The 20,784-nt window shown below is 59.9% G+C and carries 15 protein-coding genes; 12 read left to right on the forward strand and 3 right to left on the reverse strand.

Annotation, left to right across the window (positions count from 1 at the left end):
• Positions 1–12: 12 nt before the first annotated feature.
• On the reverse strand, positions 13–1,557 hold the full coding sequence (locus J3U87_RS07070; RefSeq protein WP_237382333.1) for a sigma-54-dependent Fis family transcriptional regulator: 1,545 nt from the start codon (positions 1,555–1,557) through the stop codon (positions 13–15).
• Between the two features lie 425 nt (positions 1,558–1,982).
• Here J3U87_RS07070 and J3U87_RS07075 point away from each other — a divergent pair, with 425 nt between their 5' ends.
• On the forward strand, positions 1,983–2,744 hold the full coding sequence (locus J3U87_RS07075) for a transporter (protein ID WP_237382334.1): 762 nt from the start codon (positions 1,983–1,985) through the stop codon (positions 2,742–2,744).
• 1,530 nt (positions 2,745–4,274) lie between these two features.
• Here the strand turns inward: J3U87_RS07075 and J3U87_RS07080 are convergent.
• Together J3U87_RS07080 and J3U87_RS07085 are read right to left on the reverse strand one after the other, a co-directional pair.
• Positions 4,275–8,228 carry a protein kinase domain-containing protein gene (locus J3U87_RS07080; RefSeq protein WP_237382335.1) on the reverse strand — a complete coding sequence of 1,318 codons (3,954 nt, stop codon included), beginning with the start codon at positions 8,226–8,228 and terminating at the stop codon, positions 4,275–4,277.
• Between the two features lie 631 nt (positions 8,229–8,859).
• A complete protein-coding gene (locus tag J3U87_RS07085; RefSeq protein WP_237382336.1) occupies positions 8,860–9,870 on the reverse strand; it encodes a hypothetical protein in 1,011 nt (336 codons plus the stop codon).
• 316 nt (positions 9,871–10,186) lie between these two features.
• On the opposite strand from J3U87_RS07085, the gene J3U87_RS07090 reads away from it, so the two are divergent.
• The 11 genes from J3U87_RS07090 to fmt all read left to right on the forward strand — a co-directional run bounded on the left by J3U87_RS07090 (position 10,187) and on the right by fmt (position 20,104).
• Positions 10,187–10,732: a cytochrome c maturation protein CcmE gene (locus J3U87_RS07090; RefSeq protein WP_237382337.1), complete on the forward strand. Its 546-nt coding sequence runs from the start codon at positions 10,187–10,189 to the stop codon at positions 10,730–10,732.
• A 259-nt stretch (positions 10,733–10,991) separates the two neighbouring features.
• Positions 10,992–13,016, forward strand: coding sequence for a heme lyase CcmF/NrfE family subunit (locus J3U87_RS07095; RefSeq protein ID WP_237382338.1), 2,025 nt, complete (start codon positions 10,992–10,994; stop codon positions 13,014–13,016).
• Positions 13,013–13,417 carry a hypothetical protein gene (locus J3U87_RS07100; protein ID WP_237382339.1) on the forward strand — a complete coding sequence of 135 codons (405 nt, stop codon included), beginning with the start codon at positions 13,013–13,015 and terminating at the stop codon, positions 13,415–13,417. Before J3U87_RS07095 ends, J3U87_RS07100 begins: the two co-directional genes overlap by 4 nt.
• 112 nt (positions 13,418–13,529) lie before the next feature.
• Positions 13,530–14,243: an ATP-binding cassette domain-containing protein gene (locus tag J3U87_RS07105; protein ID WP_237382340.1), complete on the forward strand. Its 714-nt coding sequence runs from the start codon at positions 13,530–13,532 to the stop codon at positions 14,241–14,243.
• Positions 14,240–14,911, forward strand: a complete 672-nt coding sequence (locus J3U87_RS07110; RefSeq protein ID WP_237382341.1) for a heme exporter protein CcmB — start codon at positions 14,240–14,242, stop codon at positions 14,909–14,911. Before J3U87_RS07105 ends, J3U87_RS07110 begins: the two co-directional genes overlap by 4 nt.
• A 10-nt stretch (positions 14,912–14,921) precedes the next feature.
• Positions 14,922–15,623, forward strand: a complete 702-nt coding sequence (ccsA, locus tag J3U87_RS07115) for a cytochrome c biogenesis protein CcsA (RefSeq protein WP_237382342.1) — start codon at positions 14,922–14,924, stop codon at positions 15,621–15,623.
• Between the two features lie 61 nt (positions 15,624–15,684).
• Positions 15,685–15,843 (forward strand): CcmD family protein, encoded by a 159-nt coding sequence (locus tag J3U87_RS07120; protein WP_237382343.1) that lies wholly within the window; start codon positions 15,685–15,687, stop codon positions 15,841–15,843.
• 132 nt (positions 15,844–15,975) lie between these two features.
• Positions 15,976–16,758: an alpha/beta fold hydrolase gene (locus J3U87_RS07125; RefSeq protein ID WP_237382344.1), complete on the forward strand. Its 783-nt coding sequence runs from the start codon at positions 15,976–15,978 to the stop codon at positions 16,756–16,758.
• Positions 16,759–16,911: 153 nt separating this feature from the next.
• Positions 16,912–18,636 (forward strand): cyclic nucleotide-binding domain-containing protein, encoded by a 1,725-nt coding sequence (locus J3U87_RS07130; RefSeq protein ID WP_237382345.1) that lies wholly within the window; start codon positions 16,912–16,914, stop codon positions 18,634–18,636.
• A 10-nt stretch (positions 18,637–18,646) separates the two neighbouring features.
• Positions 18,647–19,156, forward strand: a complete 510-nt coding sequence (def, locus tag J3U87_RS07135) for a peptide deformylase (RefSeq protein ID WP_237382346.1) — start codon at positions 18,647–18,649, stop codon at positions 19,154–19,156.
• Entirely contained in the window at positions 19,157–20,104 is a 948-nt protein-coding gene (fmt, locus tag J3U87_RS07140) for a methionyl-tRNA formyltransferase (RefSeq protein WP_237382347.1), read from the forward strand.
• Positions 20,105–20,784 lie beyond the last annotated feature (680 nt).

Below are 20,784 nucleotides of genomic sequence, written 5' to 3' on the forward strand. Positions count from 1 at the left end.
GTTCGGCCCCCATCAAGCGATGCCGTGTTTCTTCATGCGCGCCAGCAAGGTGGTTCGTTTCATGCCCAGGATGCGCGCCGCTTCGCTCTGATTGCCCCGCACCTTTTTCAGAACGTAGCGAATGTAGTCGCTCTCCACTTCGTGCAGGGTCTTGAAGCTCGCGGTCTCCGAGGGTTCGTCCTCGGCCTCGCTGGCGTCGTCCATGCCGCCCTCGAACCATTCGGCCTCGTACAGCAGCTTCTGCCCCGGCGACAGCACCATCATGCGGTAGAGGAAGTTTTTCAGCTCACGGATGTTGCCCTTCCACTCGCGTTCCGAGAGCATTTCCATCACGTTGCGCGGAATCAGGTGGATGCCCTTGTGGAGTTTGCGGTTGAACTCCTCCACGAAATGATTGACCAGCAGCGGGATATCCTCGCGCCGATCGCGAAGGGGCGGCAGGTGAATCGGGAACACGCTCAAGCGATAAAAGAGATCCTCGCGGAAGTTACCCTTTTTCACCTCGGCGGCCAGATCGCGGTGGGTGGCCGCGATGATGCGGGCATCGGTCTGGCGATCGCGCGTCTCGCCGACCCGGCGAAAGGTACCCGTCTCCAGCAGCCGCAGGAGTCGCACCTGCATGGCCGGCGAGGCTTCGCCGATTTCGTCGAGAAACACGGTGCCGCCGTCGGCGATCTCGAACAGTCCGACCTTGTCGGACGTGGCGCCGGAAAAGGCGCCGCGGCGATGGCCGAACAACTCGCTCTCCAACAGGGTGTCGGGCAGGGCACCGGTATTTTGGGCGACGAATCGCTTGTCCTTGCGATTGCCCTGGTAGTGGATCGCGTGCGCGACCAGCTCTTTCCCGGTGCCCGATTCCCCCTGAACCAGCACGGTGATCGGGTTGTCCAACACCTTTTCGATGGCGAGGCGCACCCGCTGCATGCCGCGACTCTGGTAGACGATCATGTCGAACCGGTCGGCCTCGTCGAGCGGTTCTTTCAAAAAGAGATAATCCTGTTTGAGCTTCTGGTGTAGCTGGGCGTTTTCGATCGCGATCGCGGCCTGGGCGGCGAAGGCGTCACACAAACCGCGATCCAGTTGATGGAGCCCGTGATCGACCGCGTCGGTATCCACGTACATCACGCCAATCACGCGATCGCGGGCGGTGAGCGGTACCGCCAACACCGCGGTCAGCCCCAGATCCATGACGCTGTGGCGGTTGCGGACCCCCGAGGTCGGCACGTCCTCCACGACCATCATGGTGCCTTCGGCGATCGCCTGTCTCGCGATCGAGCGACTGATGTGGAAGTCCTGATTTTCGGCCATGTTGGCGGCGCGCACCAGTTTCAGTCCGCCCTGTCGATCACACAGCATCAGCAGGCCTCGCTGGGTGCCGGTCAGCTCGATCATGTGTTCCAAAATGAGGCCCAACACCTGGTCCAGGTCCAGAGAGGAAATCCGCCGGCAAATCTCCAGTAGCTTTTCCCATGCCAGCACTTTGCGATTCATGCGGTCGCTACTTTTCTGTCTTACCTTGTTCAACGAATCCAGAAAGTGGGATTTTTTTCCGGTCACGAATCCTCCATCGAGCCTCGCTCCACCAAAAGCCTGGAGGGGGCAAATGTAAAGATAGCAAATAAGGGGCAAAACCCGAATGCGGGAGCTCGCCGCGAACAACCTTTCCTCGAAATTCCCGGTCACAAGGTGACTTTTCCGATGAGCACATTTCCAACCGATTCCTTTTTCCAGCGGCACGGGAATCGGGAAATTTTGATACGCTTTAGGTCTCGACACATGGTATATAGCCATAGGGTCCGTGGTGCCGTCTGGTTCTAAAGCGATATGAATCGAGTACGTTGCAAGCTATGACCCAAAGTGTGCGAATCGGGGTGGATGCAATCGTGCACAATGCCTATTTCGATCGACACCCCCTTTCATAGTCTCTCCGAAATCGAGCCTACCGTTCGGCAAAAATCCATGTTTTCCCGCGGAGAATTTCCATGCTTGTTTTGATGTCCCTGCTTCTTTTCCAAACGCCCGAGCTGGTTACGGACCGACCCGATCAGTCCGAATCCGCCGAAGTGGTCCCGGTCGGGTCCTGGCAATTCGAGATGGGTGTCGCCCGTAGCGAGTCGGATCCCGGCATCGAATTCGAGACGACGGCCTTCCCCCAGACCTTGATCCGCTACGGCCTGAACCCGAACCTGGAGTTGCGCATCGGCTGGGACGGCGTGATCGACGTGGAAACCGACGCATTCGGCGGCAATTCCGACTCCGGTGCCGGCGACACGAGCCTCGGCGTGAAGTGGAAGCTCTTCGACGAGCGCGGTCGTCGTCCGCAAATGGCGATCGTGGCGGGCACCAATCTGACCACCGCGGAGGATGGATTCGGCAGTGACGAATTCGAACCGGCGGTTCGTCTGGCGTTTTCCAGCACGCTCAGCGACCGATTGGGCCTCGGCTACAACCTGGGTTGGTCGAGCCTGCGCACCGACGACGGCATCGACGAGCACACCCTGGCCACCGTCCAATATTCCATGGTCCTCGGCATCGGCGTGAGCGACCGCGTAGGAGCCTTCATCGAGGCCTTCGGCGACGTCCCGGCCAGCGCCCCCGGAGGACCCAGCAACAGTATCGATACCGGGATCACGGTGGCACTGTCACCGTTGGTCCAGGTAGATGCCGCCGGTGGTTTCGGCATTTCCGACGAGGCGGACGATTGGTTCGCCACGGTGGGCATCTCCTTCCGCCTCGACCGTTGAGGCCAGGCCCGGCGAAGTCGTGCGGCCCCGAGAAACCGTTGCGGAATGTTCATAAGCACTTCCAAATCGGTGGGTTGATCGGATTGGCGTTTCCTGCACGGGAGGATCGGTCGCTTCGCTTTTTGACCCTAGGATCAGCCGAAGCCGACACTGCTTCGATGAGCCCGCATGACCGTAAGCGGCACAAGGCCTGTAGGTTGAGCAGCTTGCTCAACCATTCGAAGCAACCCAAGCAACGCCAACCAATTGCACCAAAGAGCGGAGCCGACCATTTCCCTCGCGACGCCGATCAAAAGCCACCATGTCCGAAGTCCCCGCATTGCGAGAGGGGCGTAAGGCCTGTAGGTGGAGCAGCTTGCTCAACCATTCGAAGCAACCCAAGCAACCCCAACTAATTGCGCCAAAGAGCGGAGCACAGAATCTCCCTCGCAACCCCAATTCGAAGTCGCAAGGTCCAGATTCCCGCATCGTCAGAGGGGCGTAAGGCCCGTAGTTGGCCCGCTGGGCCGGCATTGAGAAGCAATTCAAGCGACATTAGCAAAATATGCAAAGGAGCGAACCCCAACCCATCGAAGTAATCCAACAGCGGGGTGGCTCCATCTCAAAAGAGACGTCGTGCCAGGTTCAGAGGCGGCAAGCCCGCTGGGACAACGTGTCGAAGGCGGTTGCTTAGCAGGAGCACAGCAGAAAGGCGAACGCCGAAATCCGGGTGACCGCCGGAACCGGTATGATCGACAGCGATGGCGCCAGCACCTGAGAGTTCGACGTGGACGGCAAGGTCCTGGCCTCGGGCCTAGGGGCCATTATAGATCGGAGTGCGAAAGAGCGAAGCGATCGGTTCCCCCGCGGAAGAAAGGCCGAGACTTCGGACCTCTCGAAGACTGCGACAAGTCGTCTTTCGATCGGCTTAAAGGGTTGAGTAAGCTGCTCCACCTACAGGTCTTACGCCGTTCTCCCGATGCGGGAAATTTGGACCATACGGCTTCGCTGGCGTAGCTCGAGGGAGGAAATCGGCTTCGCTCTTTGGCGTAACTCCCTCCCGTTTCATACGTTGCTTCGATTGGTGGAGCAAGCTGCTCCACCTACAGGCCTTACGTCCCTCTCATGATGCGGGGACTTCGGACTTGGCGGCTTTTGATCGGCGTCGCGAGGGAAATTATCGGCTTCGCTCTTTAGCGTAACCTACTTCCGTTTCCTGAGTTACTTCGATCTGTCGGCCCAGCGGGCCATCCTACAGACCTTAGGTCCCTCTCATGATGGGGGGACTTCGGACTTTGCGGCTTTTGATCGGCGTCGCGAGGGAAATTATCGGCTTCGCTCTTTAGCGTAACCTACTTCCGTTTCCTGAGTTACTTCGATCTGTCGGCCCAGCGGGCCAACCTACCCGGCATGACGCCGCTCTCGGTATGCGGGCACTCCCAGCATGGATCACTTCGACCCGGCGGCTCGGGCGGGCCTGGCACTTACTGCGCCTCGCCACTCTCTCGATGCGGGGACTCCGTGCCTGGGCACCTCGATGCCACACGGGAATCAGCCGTCCGATTGGCTCAGCGACTCCATGAAGGAAAGTACCTCTTCCACCTGAAAGGCCTTCTCGTATTCGGTCCAATCCGCCTCGGACAGATCGACCGCCACGGCTTCGATCTGATCCATGCAGTCGGCCATCGTAATGCGCGCCTCGCTGAACCGGGTGGCGTCGGCCTGGTATTTTGCGGCCGTAAACAGATTGCGCCAAGTCTGGGTCCGCGCCGCCAACTCCTGGCTCAGGGGCATTGACGGTACGACGGGAAGCGCCTGCACCGCCGTCGCCAGTGGCGCGACCGGCACATCCGACGGACCCCTGTCTTCGGGCTCGCCAGGCGGGGACGCCGCCGGCAGCCGCTGGATCAGCGTATCCTCCTTCGTGCTCACACCCTGCAGACGCATGTCGGCAAGCGCTTCCACCATTTCCTGGGCACGTCCGAACCGCTGCTCGGGCGAAAACGCCAAAGCTTTCATGACCAGGTTGGTCAACGGCAGCGGCAAGTTGGGTGCGATTTCGCGAAGGTTCAGGATTCGGCCGGCGCGAATGTTCCCGATCAGGCTGATCTCGTGTGCGCCCTGGTAGGGTAGGCGGCCACACAGCGTCTCGAACATCAGCACACCCAAACCGTAGATGTCGCTGCGGTGGTCGCAGCGCCGGTGGATCACCTGCTCCGGAGCGATGTAGGCAAGGGTGCCCATCAGTCCGTTACCGCGGGTGATCGTTTCCATGTGCTCCGCGTTGGAGAGTCCAAAATCCATCAAAATGACCTGTTTCTTGTGGATTACACCGTTGGCCAGGGCCGCGATATCGCGCGAGGAGAATCGCCAGGCGGGCGATTGAAAGAGTGCGTCGTGCGTCAAAAAGATGTTGTCGGCCTTCAAATCGCGATGCAGGATGCCTTTGTCGTGAATGTAAGCCAACGCCTCGGCCACCGCCTCGAAGATGACGATCGCCTTCCGCCACGGCAGCGGGCCCTGCTCCGCCATCAGACGGCGCAAGGTGACGCCTTGCAACAACTCCATGCTGATGAAACCACGCCCATCGATTTCCCCGGTCTCGTAGACCTTCACGATATTGGGGTGTTTCAAACTCTTCAAGATCGCGGCTTCGCGTTGAAACCGACGCCGCAGTTCCTTTTTGTGGGTCAACTCGGGCGGAAAGGTCTTGAGCGCCACCGTGCGACGCCGCACCACGTTGCGGGCCCGGTACACGACCCCCATGCCGCCCTCACCCAAGAGGCCCTGCAACCGGTAGGGACCCAGATAGTGGGAGGAAATCCAGTGGGAAAAGCCACATTCGTTGACCGCACAGAACGTCAAAAACAGCCCGGCCCCGAACCAAATCCCCATCTGGCGAACCCCGGAATGGTGAAGTGTGGCCAGATCGACAACCAGATAGAGTGCCATCGCGGCAATGGTGGTACAGGCAAAGGTCCGCGAAATCGGCCCCGTCCTGCGCGGTAACAAATAGCGGTAGAGGCCCAGCAACAGCAGGAACAGGGCGATCCACTTGGCCGCGGTCCCCCAGGGATCCACCCGCGTCAGGTTCAAACCCATCTGGTGAAATGTCGCATAAACCGGGCGGATCAAGGGCCGATGGGCCGAGAGTTCCAGGGTCTGGCCAGGCGCTAGGCCGGCCAGCTCGGCGATTTCGCCCGTGGGGAACATCGCCCGCACGCGATAGGTTCCATCCTGGGCCAATCCAAAATGTACCTGATCGCCCAGCCCGTATTGGGCCTGGTTCTGCCCCGAGACGCCCACCTGCTGAAAGCCCACCAAACGCGATTCACCGTTGGGCTCCTCGCGGTAAAGCCAGACTCGCGTGCCGATCCCCTCGTAGTTGCCCGGGGTTCCGACGAGGTCGAACTTCAGGAACTGTCGGTCGTCGCGTACATTGTCGACGACCTTGATCGGTCCTTTGCCCTCGACCAAGATATCCAAATCGCCGTCTTGATCGAGATCGGAGAATTGAAACGGAACTCCGGGAATCTCCTCGGTCACCATCGAATCCAAATCCCGCCACCGCCCGTCACTCCCCCGCGAGAGGATGTGGCGTTCGTTTTTTCCGCCGATGTCGGTCATCAGGAAGATTTCCGCGTAGCCGTTGTGATTCAGGTCGCCCGCAACGACGATGTTGACACTGGGATAATTGAGTTCCCCGATCATGGTGGGAAAGTCGGCTGTGCGGTTCACGAAAAAGCCGGTACCGTCGTTGAACCAGACCTCCAGCTCGCTGCGAAAGATGATCAAATCCAGGTCACCGTCCATGTCCAGGTCACCGAGTTCGGCTCGACCATAACCGGCGCCCCAGGTCGCATCGAGGCCGGATTCCGCCGACATGTCGCTGAACACCCGATCGCCCTCGTTGCGGTAGACCAGCAGGTCGCTGGGCCGATATCCCGGCGAGATGGCGTCCAGGTCCCCATCTCCGTCGAGGTCTCCCCAGAAATAGGGCGTCGCCGAGTACGCAAACCGCACGTTCACGTCTTCCTCGAATCGATTGTCCTGGTTCCAGAGGATATAAGGATAGGCGATATTACCGACCATTCTCGCACAGTAAAGGTCCAAATCGCCGTCTTGGTCCAAATCGAAGATGCCCTGGAGCAAGCGCTGCTCGACTTTTTCGGTGTTGCCGAGGACGTTGGATGCAACCCATTGCGGCGCAACCCCCAATCGATCCGACACCACCAAACGCGGGTTTCGATTCGGCCAGGTCGTACTGGCCATCAATTCGACCCGATCGAAGTGGTCGACCTTGGCTGCATGCACCTGGGTGTAGAACCCGGAAGTGGATTCCTCCATCAGTGTCTGGTCGAGCACGAACTGACCACCGCCCAAGTTGATGTAACTCTGGACTTCCCGTTTTTGGGAGATCAGCAGGTCGGGTCGCCGATCCCCGTTGAGGTCCATCACGCGCGAACCGCTCTCGCGCTGGGTGAAGTGGGGCAGACCCGAAGGATGATCCAGCGACCTCAGATAGGGCGGATTGATCTGCGTCGGCGCGAGTATGTGGTTGTTACCCAAAATCCAAGGCTGGCCGGGCGTTTTTTCGGCGAAGTGCGACAAGGCGTTGGCCGAGGCGGAGAAGACGCGTTGCCATTGCCGCCCATCGTAGCGAATGATGGTCCCGCTGCTGCCGACCGCCAGGACCTCCTCGGGTCCGATCGCCAAAATATCCAACAGGGTCAGATTCACCGGTAAGTCGCGCCACCAGCGCCATGTCCCTTCGCTGTAAGAGGCCACCATGCCGTCACCGGCGATCCACACCGTTCCGTTCTCGTCCACATCGAGCGCGCGAAACCAATTGTCGGGCAAATCCGCAGGAGGTTCGATCATGCGCCAGACACCGTCGCGATACTCGGCCAGCATGCTGATGGTCCCGCAGGCCCAACCGGTATCGCCGTCGACCATGTGGATATCGAGAAAATTGAAGGACCGCTTGGTTTTTTCGGAGTAGGTCTGAAACCGTTCGTTGGGTTCGGCGACGGCCAGATACCAATCGTCGTCACCGAAATACAGAAGACGTCTGCCGTTGCCGGCCAACCACCCTTCCGTGGGCGAAACCATGTCCATGGCCTGGGGCCAGATTTGGGTGTCCGGCAAGGTGCGCCGAGTCCATTCCTGCCCATCGAAGCGCAGCAATTCCAGATGCTCACGAGGATCCCACCCATCCTCGTAGGGCGCCATGGGACACACCCAGAGCCGATCGGCCGGATCGACATCCATGACGAAGGTTCGCTTACACTCCAGGGGAAAACTGGGTTCCAATTGCCAGGTGCCATCTTGGTAACGGTAAAGCAGGTCCTTGGTGGGCGTCGTCGAAACGCCTCCGGCCCAGCCCCGCCCCCGGCTGTCGAAGACCATGCGCATTTTCCAACCGCCCAAGGGGGTCTCGCTATGGACGTACCAATCCAGGCGCGGCGTCACATCGGAGGCGGGCGAAAATCCAACCCCAAACACCAAACAACTCAACCAGGAAAGCCGAGCCGCGATCTCCCTAATGAGGTCAAGAGAAAAGTGTCTCACTTTCTGAAGACTCCGCATATGTGCGTGATTCGTCGGTTTCAACCACGTTCAGTTGGATGTGTCTGCAAGGGTGCAAACGCAACGCCATACATTTGCACCTACAATGACCTTTCTCGACCACTTCATGAATAGGCCTTCCACCCGTTCTTCAAAACCGTGAATCGTCTTTCCCATACGACATCGATGGCGGTCGGGAAAAAACGCCTGAATCGCATTCTCGTTCACGTCGACAGGTAGGGCCGAATATAGCCCCCGGTCGCTTGCCGGGGAAAACATGATGTAAATGAAAAAACACAAATCAAAACATGCGGTTTGAGGTGGCACCCACCATTGGAAAGCCTCTCCGCCAAGGCTTTCACACCATGAGGTGCCGTACTCCCGAAACCATCATGCCACGAAACGAGGGCTCGTGGGAGAGGAAAATGTGCTCAAAGCCCTTTCCACCGACGATCTGGTGAGCTCTGTAACGACATTGCGACCCGAGTCATGGGCACCCAACCGATTCGGGCGAAACTTCGGTCCAATGATCGGCACGCCCGCTTTCGGGAAATTCGACCGGCGGGGATCAGCGGAGCCGCAGACCGATCACCATGAGCAGGGAGAGAAAGGCCAGCGATACGCCCACGATCCACCAGCGATACGGATGCAGCTCGTTGGGCATGCGCTGAAATTCGCGCCCGGTGTTTTCGGTGTGCTGCTCTTCCTCGCTGGAGGGTTTCGGTGCCGGTTTGCCGTGAAAATTCACTTCGAGCACTTCCTGACCTTCCTGGCGCCGCCACTCGTAGAGCTTGACGTCGTTGTCGTCGTCCACGTCCACGAACACGATGCCCTCGCCTTCGAGTTCCAGGTTCTGGGGCATCACCAGGATGTGCATGGCCTCTTGGTCGGGAAGCAGGGGAATTTTGTAATAGTTACTGGCGTCGCTGGGATTGTAGGCGTGAATGCTGCGCACCATGACCTGCGTGCGACCCGGCCGGATGGGATAGGCGATGCCGGCGTGATCCTCTTCCACGCGAACCGTTTGACGAAGTGGCATCTGCCCGCGCCGGGTACTGACCTCGATCTCGCGATAGCCGGGCAGAAGCGGCCAGCGGAAAGTGGTGCCCTGGCGATTGAGGGTCCGCGGCGGGTCACTTTGGTTGTCGACATTGATGAACATGCCGATCTGGGCCGTCTGGCCTTCGGCGAAAAGGGCAAGCGAGCCGATCGCGGCGTTCAGGGGCAGATCTTCGGCCACGTCGTAGACGGTGATCTCGATGGGCTGCGCGGGATCCTGCACCGGGAGCGAATAGATGGCCCCGCCCTTGACCGCCTGAATCAGCAGGGTTCCCGGCTGAAACGGGTCTTCGTATTCGAAGGTGAAGGCGCCCTGGACATTTTGCTGGACGGCGACGGTTTCCATCGCATTCCCCAACCGCACCAACTGAACCGTGTCGGCCTGACCGTCACCGCCGTTGGTTCCGTCGACGAGCGATCCGTTCAGGGTCACGGCGGCCGACGCGAACGCGGACACCCACCAGATCGGAATCGCCAGGGCGATCGGTAGAAATCGCGGCCGGGTAGCGAAGAAGCGCATGCAAACCTCCAAAATCGACGGGCGGGAGCGCGTGAGGCCGAAAAAAATCCTCGGTCGGACGGCATCGTGGCGGTCCTCGGGAGCGAGCTACGAATCGCAGCGAAATCGAACATCCCGCCATCGGGGCCCTATTGTAGCGATGCCTTTGGGACCGGCCAACAAGAATCGTATCGAGGGTACGTCGGGACGCGTCATGAACCGGTGTGATACCGGACCGGTTCGGTCCAGATTTCGTTGACCACGCGAGGGTTAACCTGTAGATTGGGGACAAGTTCGAGGGCTTGGTCCCTCTCTGAAAAATGGAGTTTGTCGCAGCATGCAAGCAAAGATCATGATCCCGCTCCTGCTCATCGTCGGTGCCGTCGGATGGTTGGTCACCTCCAACCTTGCCGGTGCCAACTACTTCTACAAGGTAGACGAACTGCCTGCCCTGGGAGACAAGGTCTACAACATCGGTCTGCGCGTCAAAGGCCGCATCGTCCCCGGCAGCATTAAAAGCAAACCCAACGACCGTCCCGTCATTTTCACCATCCACGAGAACGATGTGGAGCTGGTGGTCCACTACATCGGCGAAGCGCCGCTTCCCGACATGTTCAAGGATCACGCCGAAGCCGTTGTCGAGGGCAAAATGCGTCGCGACCGCGTTTTCGAGGCCAATCACCTGCAAGCCAAATGCGCCTCGAAATACGAAGCGGGCCTCACCGAGGAAATGGTCGACGGCAGCTACCCTCAAGGTTCCGAAACCCCCGCCAACCCGCCGGCCGATCAAGTCTCCTCAACCCCCACAGATTCCGCTGAAGCGGCCAAAACCGCCGAAGTAGCCACACAGGCCGAACCAGAGCAATCTCAAGCGGCCAACTAAAAACGGGCGCCCCACCCCGAACTTCAGGAGCCGCCATCATCTCGGGAAGGCTGTCGCAGAGACGCTTCTTTTCACGCGGCCTTCCCTTTCGAACAAGCGGTGTGCTTGACCTTCGGGGCGGCTCGTTCTATGGTGCGCATGACGCGCCTTAGCCGGTTCTCTTTCGGAAGACCGTGCCCCAGGCGGGAGGACCTTCGCCGTCGATTCCAATCGATCCTCCCCCTACAACCCCCACGCACAACCAAGATTGGAGCCATCCATGGCCACACTCGGCAATCTAGCCCTCATGCTCGCTTTGGCGTTCTCCATTTTCGGCACCTTCGCCTCGCTGGTTGCGGCCAAGGCCGCCCGCGAGCGTTTTCGGCGCGCGGCCGTTCGCGCCTACGTCGCCACCACCTTTCTGGTGCTTTTCGCCGTCGGCGTCCTGGGTTACCTGCTTCAGATCGACGCCTTCCAAATCGCCTATGTCCAGGGCCATTCGAACGTGACCCTGCCCACCATCTTCAAGCTTACGGCCATTTGGGGCGGTAGCCAGGGATCCCTGCTCTGGTGGACCCTGATCCTGACCCTGTACAGTTGCGCCTTTCTGTTCCTGACCCGCAAGGCGCCGCGGCTGATGGTCTCCTGGGCCATGGTTTTCGTGGGTCTGGCCCTCGTTTTCTTTCTCGTGATCAACAACATCGTGTCCAACCCCTTCGTCCAATGGGGCGAAGTCATGGCCGACGGTCACCTCGCCACCATCACCCCACGCGACGGCAGCGGCCTCAACCCCCAGCTCCAGCACTGGGCCATGATCATCCACCCCCCGCTGCTCTACACCGGATATATCGGCTTCCTGTTCCCCTTCGCCCTGGCGCTCGGCGCCCTGATCACGCGCCTGGAGGGACGCACCTGGCTACCGATGATTCGGTCCTGGACGCTGGTCGCCTGGTTGATCCTCGGGGTCGGCATCATTCTCGGCGGCGCCTGGGCCTACATGGAACTGGGCTGGGGCGGATACTGGGCCTGGGACCCGGTCGAAAACGCCTCCTTCATGCCCTGGCTGTTGGCCACCGCCTTCATTCACTCCATCATGGCCCAGGAAAAGCGCGGCATGTTCAAGCTCTGGAACATCCTGCTGTTGGTCGGCGCCTTCCTGATGTGCATGTTCGGCACCTTCATCACCCGCTCCGGTCTCATTTCATCGGTTCACGCCTTCGCCGAGAGCGACATCGGCAATTACTTCATCGCCTACATCGTGCTGAATCTGGTACTGAGCCTGCTGGTGCTCGCCGTACGCCGCGATCAACTGGTGGACGACAACCGCTACGAGTCGGTGAGTAGCCGCGAAGTGGGACTGTTGTTCAACAACGTCCTGTTCGTGGTGCTGTGCGGCCTGACCCTGCTGGGTACCGTCTGGCCCATGATCACCGAGGCCGTCAACGGTGTGAAACGCGAACTGCGCCACGGCTTTTACAACACGGTCGAACTACCGCTGTTCATCGGCGTGATGGTCCTGATGGGCATCGGCCCGATCCTCACCTGGAAACGCACCAGCACGCGCCTGCTGCGCGAGCGGTTCCTGTGGCCCACCATTCTGGCCGTCCTGGTGTTGGTCGGACTCGTGGTCGTCGACAGAGGCCCCCTGATTTCCTCGCTTTCCTTCGCATCGCTGACCTTCGTATTGGCGACCATCGCCCACGAGTTCGCGGAAACCGTGCTTCGCCGGGCCAAGCGTGCCGGTGAATCGCTGCCGACCGCCCTGATTTCGGTGGTCAGCCTCAACAAACGTCGCTATGGCGGCTATGTCACCCACTTCTCGGTGTTCCTGATGGCCCTCGGCATCACCGGCTCGGCCTTCAATCACCAAGACAAGCGCGAGCTGGGTATCGGCGGCACCATGCAGGTCGGCGGGCACCTGTTCCAGGTGGAGCACATCGAAACCCGCGAAGAGCTGAACTACGTCACCTACACCGCCAAGGTGAACTTGATGGAGAACGGCAAGGTCACACGCACCTTCCAGCCCGAGCAGCGCTTCTACAAGGCCTCCGAATCACAGGCCTCGGAAGTGGATATCCAATCCACCCTGGTGCGCGACTACTACGTCGTCGTGGCCGGGCCCGCCCCCAACCATACCGCGGAACACCCGATCGGCGTGTTCCACGTCTACGTCAATCCACTCGTCGCATGGATCTGGATCGGCACCCTGTTCATGGTGCTCGGTACGGCCATCGCCTTCCTACCGGATCGGGTCCGCGCCACCGCCCGCACGACGATGCCCAGCACCGCGGAGGAAGCCGTATGACTTTGGCAGCCACTTTGGCCGTTTCCCTGACTATGCTCGCCTGGGTCGGGTACCCGCTCATCGCCAAAACCCAACGAACCAGGCTGGCCTCCGATCGCCAGATGAGCGAGCAACGCGTGCGTGCACTGCTGGCCTCGCTCGAAAAGCTGCGCGAGAACCGCGATGCCGGCAAGATCGCGGGGGATGATTTCGAAAACATCGAGCGCGGGCTGTTGCTGCAGTTGGCGAAGCTCTACCGCGAATTGGACATCGCCCCCTTGGGAAGCGAGACCGAAACCGTGGAGACCGACGACGAAGAAGGCGCCGAGCCCGTCAAACAGCCGCCCCAATGCGCATGCGGTGCACCCCTGCGCGATTTCTACCACTATTGTGCCAATTGCGGTAGAAAGGTCGCGGCTTGAATGGGATGATCTCTCCATTCGCACCGCCCGACGTGTCCGCGGCCCCCGGATCGGGTTGGCTTCATTCCGTCTTTGTCTGAATTTGAAATGGGCGATCGCCCTCGGATAACCTGTGACATTAAGCATTCAGTTTCATCAATTGACCAAACAGTTCGGCGAAACGATCGCGTTGTGGCGCGCCGAGGAACAATTCCATCCCGGCGATCGCATCTCCCTGTTGGGCCACAACGGTGCAGGTAAATCGACCCTGCTCCACATCCTGGCCACGCTGACCAAACCCACCTCGGGCACCGTCACCTGGCACCTCGACGGCGAGGCCTGCAGCGACGTGCGCCGTGTTCGCGCCCGTCTTTCGTTCCTCTCGCACGAACCCATGCTGTATCCCGACCTCACCGCCCTCGAGAATCTGCAGTTCATCAATCGACTGTACCGCCGCGGTTTGAGCGACAGCGAACTGGTGGGCCTGCTCGACCAGGTCGGCATGGCCATCCACAAGGATCGCCTGTTCCGCACCTGTTCGCGCGGCATGCAGCAACGCATCAGTCTGGCCCGGGCGCTGCTGCCCGAACCGGAGATGCTGCTGCTGGACGAGCCCTTTTCGGGGTTGGACGGCGAAGGCGTCGCCCGCATGAAGGACGTGTTCACCCGCGCCCATACCTGCTGGTTGATGGTCACCCACCACCTCCAACACGGCTACGAACTGGCCAATCGGTTCTGGATCATGAATCGCGGCAGGCTGGTGCACAGCCTCCACAAGAGTGACCTGAGCTACGAGGCCTATCTCAAACTGTGTCAGGGGTCGAAAATGGAGGCCAGAAACTCATGAGTCCGGTGGTTTCCGTCTTCTCCGCCATGCTCCACAAGGATTTGCGCCGTGAGCTGCGCTCTCGCGAAATCTTCATTTCCAGTTTTCTGTTTTCCATCATCCTGTTGACGGTCATCTACTTCGCCTCCACCTCCAGCGGCGTCAAGTACGAGCTGATGGGCGCCGGCGCCCTGTGGCTGTGCATCACCTTTTCCGGGACCATCGGCCTCAACCGCACCCATCAATCCGAAATGGTCAACAATTGCTATCGCGGTTTGATCCTGTCTCCGGCCGACGGCGGCTGGCTCTACCTGGCCAAGGTCTGCTCCAACTGGCTGCTGCTGTCGGCGATGGAAGTCCTGCTGCTGCCGCTGATCGCCCTGTTCTTTCACGTGGACCTGCTCCAGAGCCCGGGTTGGTTGGCCCTCAGCCTGCTGCTGGGTACCGGCGGTTTCGTCGCGGTGGGCACCCTGGTGGTGGTCATCACCGCGAATACCCGAATGAAGGACGTGCTGTTCCCGGTCGTCCAACTTCCGCTGGTTGTTCCGGCACTCATCGCTGGGGTAAACTCAACCGAAGTCGCCCTACGCGGGCAATCGCCGTGGAATTGGATTCAATTCCTGCTCGCGCTCAACGTAGTGTTCCTTTCGGTCGGTTTCCTCCTATACGAATTTTTGCTCGAGGAATGAGAGGAATGACATGAAACTATCCATCAAAGATCTGCTGATCTTCACCCTGTTGACGGTGACGATGGAGTTGGCATTGATTTGGGCCCTGCAGATCGCGCCGCCGGATCGGATGCAAGGTGACGTTCAACGCATTTTCTACTTTCACCTCGGCAGCATCTGGCCAGGTTTCCTGGCGTTTTTCTACGTCATGTACGGGTCGGCCCGCTACTTGGCGGGAAGGGATCTCCACTGGGACCGCAAATCGCTGGCCTCCGGCGAGATCGGCCTCGTGTTCTGCACCATCGTGCTCACGACCGGCCCGATTTGGGCCAAGCCCACCTGGGGTGTCTGGTGGTCATGGGATGCGCGCCTGACCTCGACGGTCGTCCTGTGGCTCATCTTCCTGGGTTACATCAACCTGCGCCATTACATCGACGACGAGAGCAAGCGCCCGCGGATCAGCGCCATTTTGGGGATCGTCGGAGCCTGCGTCGTGCCGTTCGTGTACATGTCCACCCGCCTGTTCGAGACCCAGCATCCCAAACCGGTCATCATGGGCGACGAGGACAGCGGCATCAAGGATCCCAACATGACCATCGCGCTCGTGCTGGCCATGGCCGCCTTCACCCTCCTCTACATTTGCCTGTGGCGCATCGCCGTCACGCAGTTCCAAGCCCGGGACAGACTGGACAAGCTCAAGACCCGCCTGTCTCTCCTGGAAGACGAATATTGAAGCCACGAAACCGATTCCCGGTGAACGTGCCGACCCGAGAGGTATCACAGTGGAAAGCAACATGAGTTATCTGGTGGCCGCCTATTCGGTGGTGTGGGTGGTCGTCAGCATTTACATCTTCACCCTGATCCGTCGCAATCGCGACCTCGACAAAACGGTGGAAACGCTCGAGGCCCGCATCGCGCGCCTGGAGAGCGAAGGACTCGATCGCACCGAATGACGCGAACGCCACCGCGCGGGCCAGGCCGCATTCGAACCGAGCCGACGGGCACACCCGTTTCGGAACCGGTTCGAGGCCCCTTGGGCAGCGGCACCCCGACGCCCACCTTCAATCCGGGAGGTCCTCCTTTTCATGACCATGACCATTCATTTCGAAACACACGGCGAGGGTCCGCGCGACATCGTGATCTGCAACGGCTTGAGTCAGAGCTGCGCCAACTGGCGCGGCATCGCCCGCAAAAACCCCCAATTCCGCTGGATTCTCTTCGATGCCCGCGGCACGGGTAAATCACCCATGGGCCAGACGCCCTATCACATCGACGACCACGTCACCGACGTGCTGGACGTGCTGGACGCCGCCGGGGCCAAGAACCCCCTGTTGATGGGCTTCTCCCACGGCGGGCGCATCGCCCTGCGGGCCGCGGCCGAGCACGGCTATCGGTTTCGCGGACTGCTCCTGGTCAGTACCGGCGCCGGGCAGACCACGTTGCGTCAGGCGCACGTGCGGTCCTGGTACGAGTCGCTCAAGAGCGGCGGCGTGCGGGCCATGGCCTGGACCTCGTTACCGACCATCGTCGGCATCAAGATACTCGACCGCTTCCAGGATTGGGACCTCCTGGTCAAGGGCACGGTTGCCCGCAACAACGAGGAAGGGTTGCTGGCGCTGTTCCAAGGCATGTTCCGCTACCCCTCGGCCCAGGTGGACGCGGCCTCCATTCGACTGCCCACCCTGGCGATGCGCGGCGAGGAGGACCCCTTGGTGCGGCCGACCGACCTCGACGATCTCGTGAAATGGATCGACGGGGCCCGGGGCGAAACCGTGCCGCAAACCGGTCATACATTGCCGCTGGAAGAACCGGAAGCGTTTATCGCCCACATCGATCGGTTTTATGAAGAACTGGATCAAGGTGAATAAATGGCGTCGGGATTTCCCAATAAATGGTTAAAATTTTTGGAAAACAGCCGTTAACCCAATATATAAAAGGGTGACGCCGTTGGTTGCGGCCGCTTCGCAATTGATTTACAATCGCCGCTTCGTTTATTTCGTTCCGCCTTGATTGGGGGCTGTGTGGCTTTTTGGAAAATATTCGGCAAAAAAAAATCACCCCAGGACCTGCTTGCCGCGGGTGACCTCAAAGGTGCCCTGAAAGGATTTCAGGTCGTCCTGAAGCAAAAAAAATCCTTTGACCCGGCACTCGTGATCCAGGTTGCGGGCATCCACACCAAACTCGGCAATCTGGAAGAAGCCAAGAATTGCTACATGAAGGTCGGCGAACACTACGGCGATGCCGGATTTTTCAACAAAAGCGTCGCGGCCTTCAAAAAAGCGCTGAACCTGTTTCCCGAGGACCAGGGCATTCTGGACAAGTTGGCCTCCTACAACGATAAAGTTCCCAAGTTCATGATCGACGAGAAGTTCCTGCGCAAGATCAATCGCTGGGAAGAAGAGGCCAACCAGGCCGGCGATGTGGATGTCGACTTCGACGACCGCTTGGACGGCGAAGATGCCTTGGATGGCGACGGCCTGGCGACGATTACCGACATGTCCGACGAACCCCCTTCCCTGGAAGACCCCACCGACTTCGTGCGCCACCGCGACGCACCCATCAACGGTGCGGCTGAAGAAGCGGGCATCGCCGATCCCAACCAGTCCGGTATGGACATCGACATGAGCTTTCTGGGCAACGAAGGCGACGACACCTTCGACGTCGACGACGAAACCATGGATCAGACGTTCGACAACCCGGATATCGACATGGATTTCAATCCCGTCAACGAGTCACCCGAGCCGGAAGTCACCCCGGTGATGGATTTGATTCCGCCCAGCGACGAGGACGACGCGATTCTCGACGTATCCGCCGCGGAGCTGCCCCCGATCGTCGAAGAAACACCGTCGATTCCCATCGATCTTCCCGAGGACAGCATCCCCGAAGACGACATCGCCCAGCGCGCGGCCCACGAGCCCAATATCGAGGATACCGGCAACCGCATGGTGTTCAAGTCGCGCATCGAAGACGAAAAACCCAAGGACAACGGGCAACAGCAGTTCGACAGCGTCGACGATGCCCTCGACTCGCTGTTCGGCGGCGATGACGAAGAAGAGGGTGGTCTTTTCGGTGGGCTGGGCGCCGCCGAACCCGAACCGGCACCCGAACCCGAACTAGCACCCGAACCCGAGGCTTCGGAAGCGCACGCGGAGCCCGAACGCGTGCAACCCGCGGAGCCCGCACCCGAGTCGGTAGCTGCCGCAACCGCCGTTCCCGTGGTGGGCAATACCGATGAAAGTGTCGACTTCACCGCCGGGGAACTGCACTTCCTCGAAGAGGAAGACGATTTCGTCAACCCCTTCGATGCCGCCAGCGACGAGGAGAACCAACGCCATTGGGCCCTCTTCCGCACCATGCCGAAAGAAGTGTTCACCGCCTTCGTGGTCGCGCTGGACATGAGCGAGTACGAACCGGATCAGTACCTGATGAAACAGGGCGACACCGGAGCCGAGATGTTCCTGATCTCGGAAGGTGAAGTGGCGGTGGAAATCGAAAAGAGTGGCGAGGTCGCCACGGTCGCCAAATTGGGTGAGGGCGACTTCGTCGGCGAGGCCTCCCTATTGACCGGCGCGCCGCGCAACGCCTCTGTCAAGGCCTTGGCCCCCACGACCTGTCTAATCCTTAAAGGTCACGATTTAAACCAGTTAACGGAAGATCATCCCTCGGTTATGGAATCCATCAAATCGATTTACTATACTAGGATTAGGCAAAATGCCTCACGCTTCAGACAAAACGCCGAGGAATAAGGAAGAAAATATGGCAAAAATCGTGGTTTACGGTGACCCAGTTCTAGAGAAAAAAGCCGAGAGGGTCGACGTTTTCGATGAGGAACTCACGCGCTTCATCGCCGACATGCACAAAACCATGATCAAGGCGCAAGGCGTGGGGTTGGCCGCACCACAGGTCGGTGTCAGCAAACAGATCTGTATCGTCGACCTCTCCGTGGGCGAGAACCCCGACGAACTGCACATTTTGATCAACCCCGAGATCGTCGAAGCGGACGGAGCACAAAAAGGGGAAGAGGGCTGTCTCAGCTTCCCAGAAATCGTCACCGTTGTGGAACGACCCAATCACGTGATCGTCCGAGCCCAAAACCTGGCCGGCGACCCCTTCGAAATCGAGGCCGAAGGGTTTTTGGCACGCGCCTTCTGCCACGAGATCGATCACCTCAACGGGGTCCTTTTTACCGAGCGCGTCTCGAGCCTCAAGCGCAACATGATTAAAAAGAAAGTCAGCAAACGCGTCAAAGCGGGAACGTGGGAATAGATGAAGGTCGTATTCATGGGAACGCCCGAGTTCGCGGTCCCCGCCCTTCGCCAACTGAACGAAACACACGAAGTCCAGGCGGTCTTTTGTCAACCCGACCGCCCCAAGGGCCGGTCCAAACGTCCGGTGCCCTGCCCGGTCAAGGCCGCCGCCCTGGAACTGGGCCTGCCGGTCCATCAACCCAAGCGGGTTCGCGCCCGCAAGTGGGTCTCGATCCTCACGGACCTGGCGCCGGACCTGATCGTGGTCGCGGCCTTCGGTCAAATCCTGCCCCAATCCGTGCTGGACATTCCGACCATCGACTGCATCAACATTCACGCTTCGCTGTTGCCCCGTTGGCGAGGCGCCTCTCCCATTCACCATGCGATCCTGGCGGGCGACGCCAAGACCGGGGTGGGCATCATGCGGGTCGAGCTGGCACTTGACGCGGGGCCCGTCTACAGTGAAGGCGAGATCGCCATCGACGACGACACCACGCGCGAACAACTGGAAGTGGATCTGGCCCAATTGGGTGCCGACCTGTTGATCGAGACGATCCCCAAAATCCCCGAAACGGAGCCCAGGCAACAGAACGAGGACGAGGTGACCTACGCACCCATCATCGAGAAGAGCATGGGTTACCTGGATTTTGCGCGGGCCACGGCACGCGAGGTGTTCAACGGCGTGCGCGCGTTCAGCGGATGGCCGGGCAGCTATTGTCGGTTCGCGGACCAGCCGTTGAAGCTGGTCAAGGTTCGCCCGCTCGACGATTCGGCTCGGCTCGAGGGTGCGGCGGCCGAGCCGGGAACCCTGGTCGAAGTCACCAAAAAGAAAATGGTCGTGGCCTGCGCCGAAGGCACCCGGCTGGAAATCCTGGAACTTCAGCCGTCCGGGAAAAAAGTCATGCCGGCGCACGCCTTCATCAACGGGCACAAGACCAAGGTCGGCGATCGCCTGGAGCCGATGTAACCCGAAGTGGCTACCCCCGGGCGGGAGTCCGGGTTGATTTCGGGAAGGAAACAACGCGGAGCAAACCGGCCCGAAGAGCCCGCATGCGCGCAAGCAACGCAAAGCCTGTAGGTTGGCCCGCTGGGCCGACGCGTCGAAGCAACCCAAGCAACAGCAATCAATTGCGCCAAAGAGCAAAGCCGCCCTTTTCCCTCACGATCCTCATCGAAAGCCGCGAGGTCCAAGGTTCCCGCATCGCGAGCGGGGCCTAAGGCCTGTAGGTGGAGCAGCTTGCTCCACCAATCGAAGCAACGTAGGCAACAGAAGGGAGTTACGCCAAAGAGCGAAGCCGATTTCCTCCCTCGAGCTACGCCAGCGAAGCCGTATGGTCCAAATTTCCCGCATCGCGAGAGCGGGGCGTAAGACCTGTAGGTTGGCCCGCTGGGCCGACGCGTCGAAGCAACCCAAGCAACAACCATCAATTGCGCCAAAGAGCAAAGCCGCCCTTTTCCTTCACGACCCTCATCGAAAGCCGTGAGGTCCAAGGTTCCCGCATCGCGAGCGGGGCCTAAGGCCTGTAGGTGGAGCAGCTTGCTCCACCAATCGAAGCAACGTAGGCAACAGAAGAAACTTACGCCAAAGAGCGAAGCCGATACTATCCCTCGCCGCGTGCCATCGAAACAACCTTGCACTCATCGAAA

This window comes from Sulfidibacter corallicola (genome assembly GCF_017498545.1).
Taxonomy (GTDB): Bacteria; Acidobacteriota; Holophagae; order Acanthopleuribacterales; family Acanthopleuribacteraceae; genus Sulfidibacter; species Sulfidibacter corallicola.

Bases quoted from the DNA above. Each gene is read 5' to 3' on its own strand.
- J3U87_RS07125 (WP_237382344.1), top strand. From the start codon at position 15,976: ATGACCATGACCATTCATTTCGAAACACACGGCGAGGGTCCGCGCGAC.
- J3U87_RS07085 (WP_237382336.1), bottom strand. From the start codon at position 9,870: ATGCGCTTCTTCGCTACCCGGCCGCGATTTCTACCGATCGCCCTGGCG.
- J3U87_RS07095 (WP_237382338.1), top strand. From the start codon at position 10,992: ATGGCCACACTCGGCAATCTAGCCCTCATGCTCGCTTTGGCGTTCTCC.
- ccsA (WP_237382342.1), top strand. From the start codon at position 14,922: ATGAAACTATCCATCAAAGATCTGCTGATCTTCACCCTGTTGACGGTG.
- J3U87_RS07110 (WP_237382341.1), top strand. From the start codon at position 14,240: ATGAGTCCGGTGGTTTCCGTCTTCTCCGCCATGCTCCACAAGGATTTG.
- def (WP_237382346.1), top strand. From the start codon at position 18,647: ATGGCAAAAATCGTGGTTTACGGTGACCCAGTTCTAGAGAAAAAAGCC.
- J3U87_RS07120 (WP_237382343.1), top strand. From the start codon at position 15,685: ATGAGTTATCTGGTGGCCGCCTATTCGGTGGTGTGGGTGGTCGTCAGC.
- fmt (WP_237382347.1), top strand. From the start codon at position 19,157: ATGAAGGTCGTATTCATGGGAACGCCCGAGTTCGCGGTCCCCGCCCTT.
- J3U87_RS07075 (WP_237382334.1), top strand. From the start codon at position 1,983: ATGCTTGTTTTGATGTCCCTGCTTCTTTTCCAAACGCCCGAGCTGGTT.
- J3U87_RS07090 (WP_237382337.1), top strand. From the start codon at position 10,187: ATGCAAGCAAAGATCATGATCCCGCTCCTGCTCATCGTCGGTGCCGTC.
- J3U87_RS07100 (WP_237382339.1), top strand. From the start codon at position 13,013: ATGACTTTGGCAGCCACTTTGGCCGTTTCCCTGACTATGCTCGCCTGG.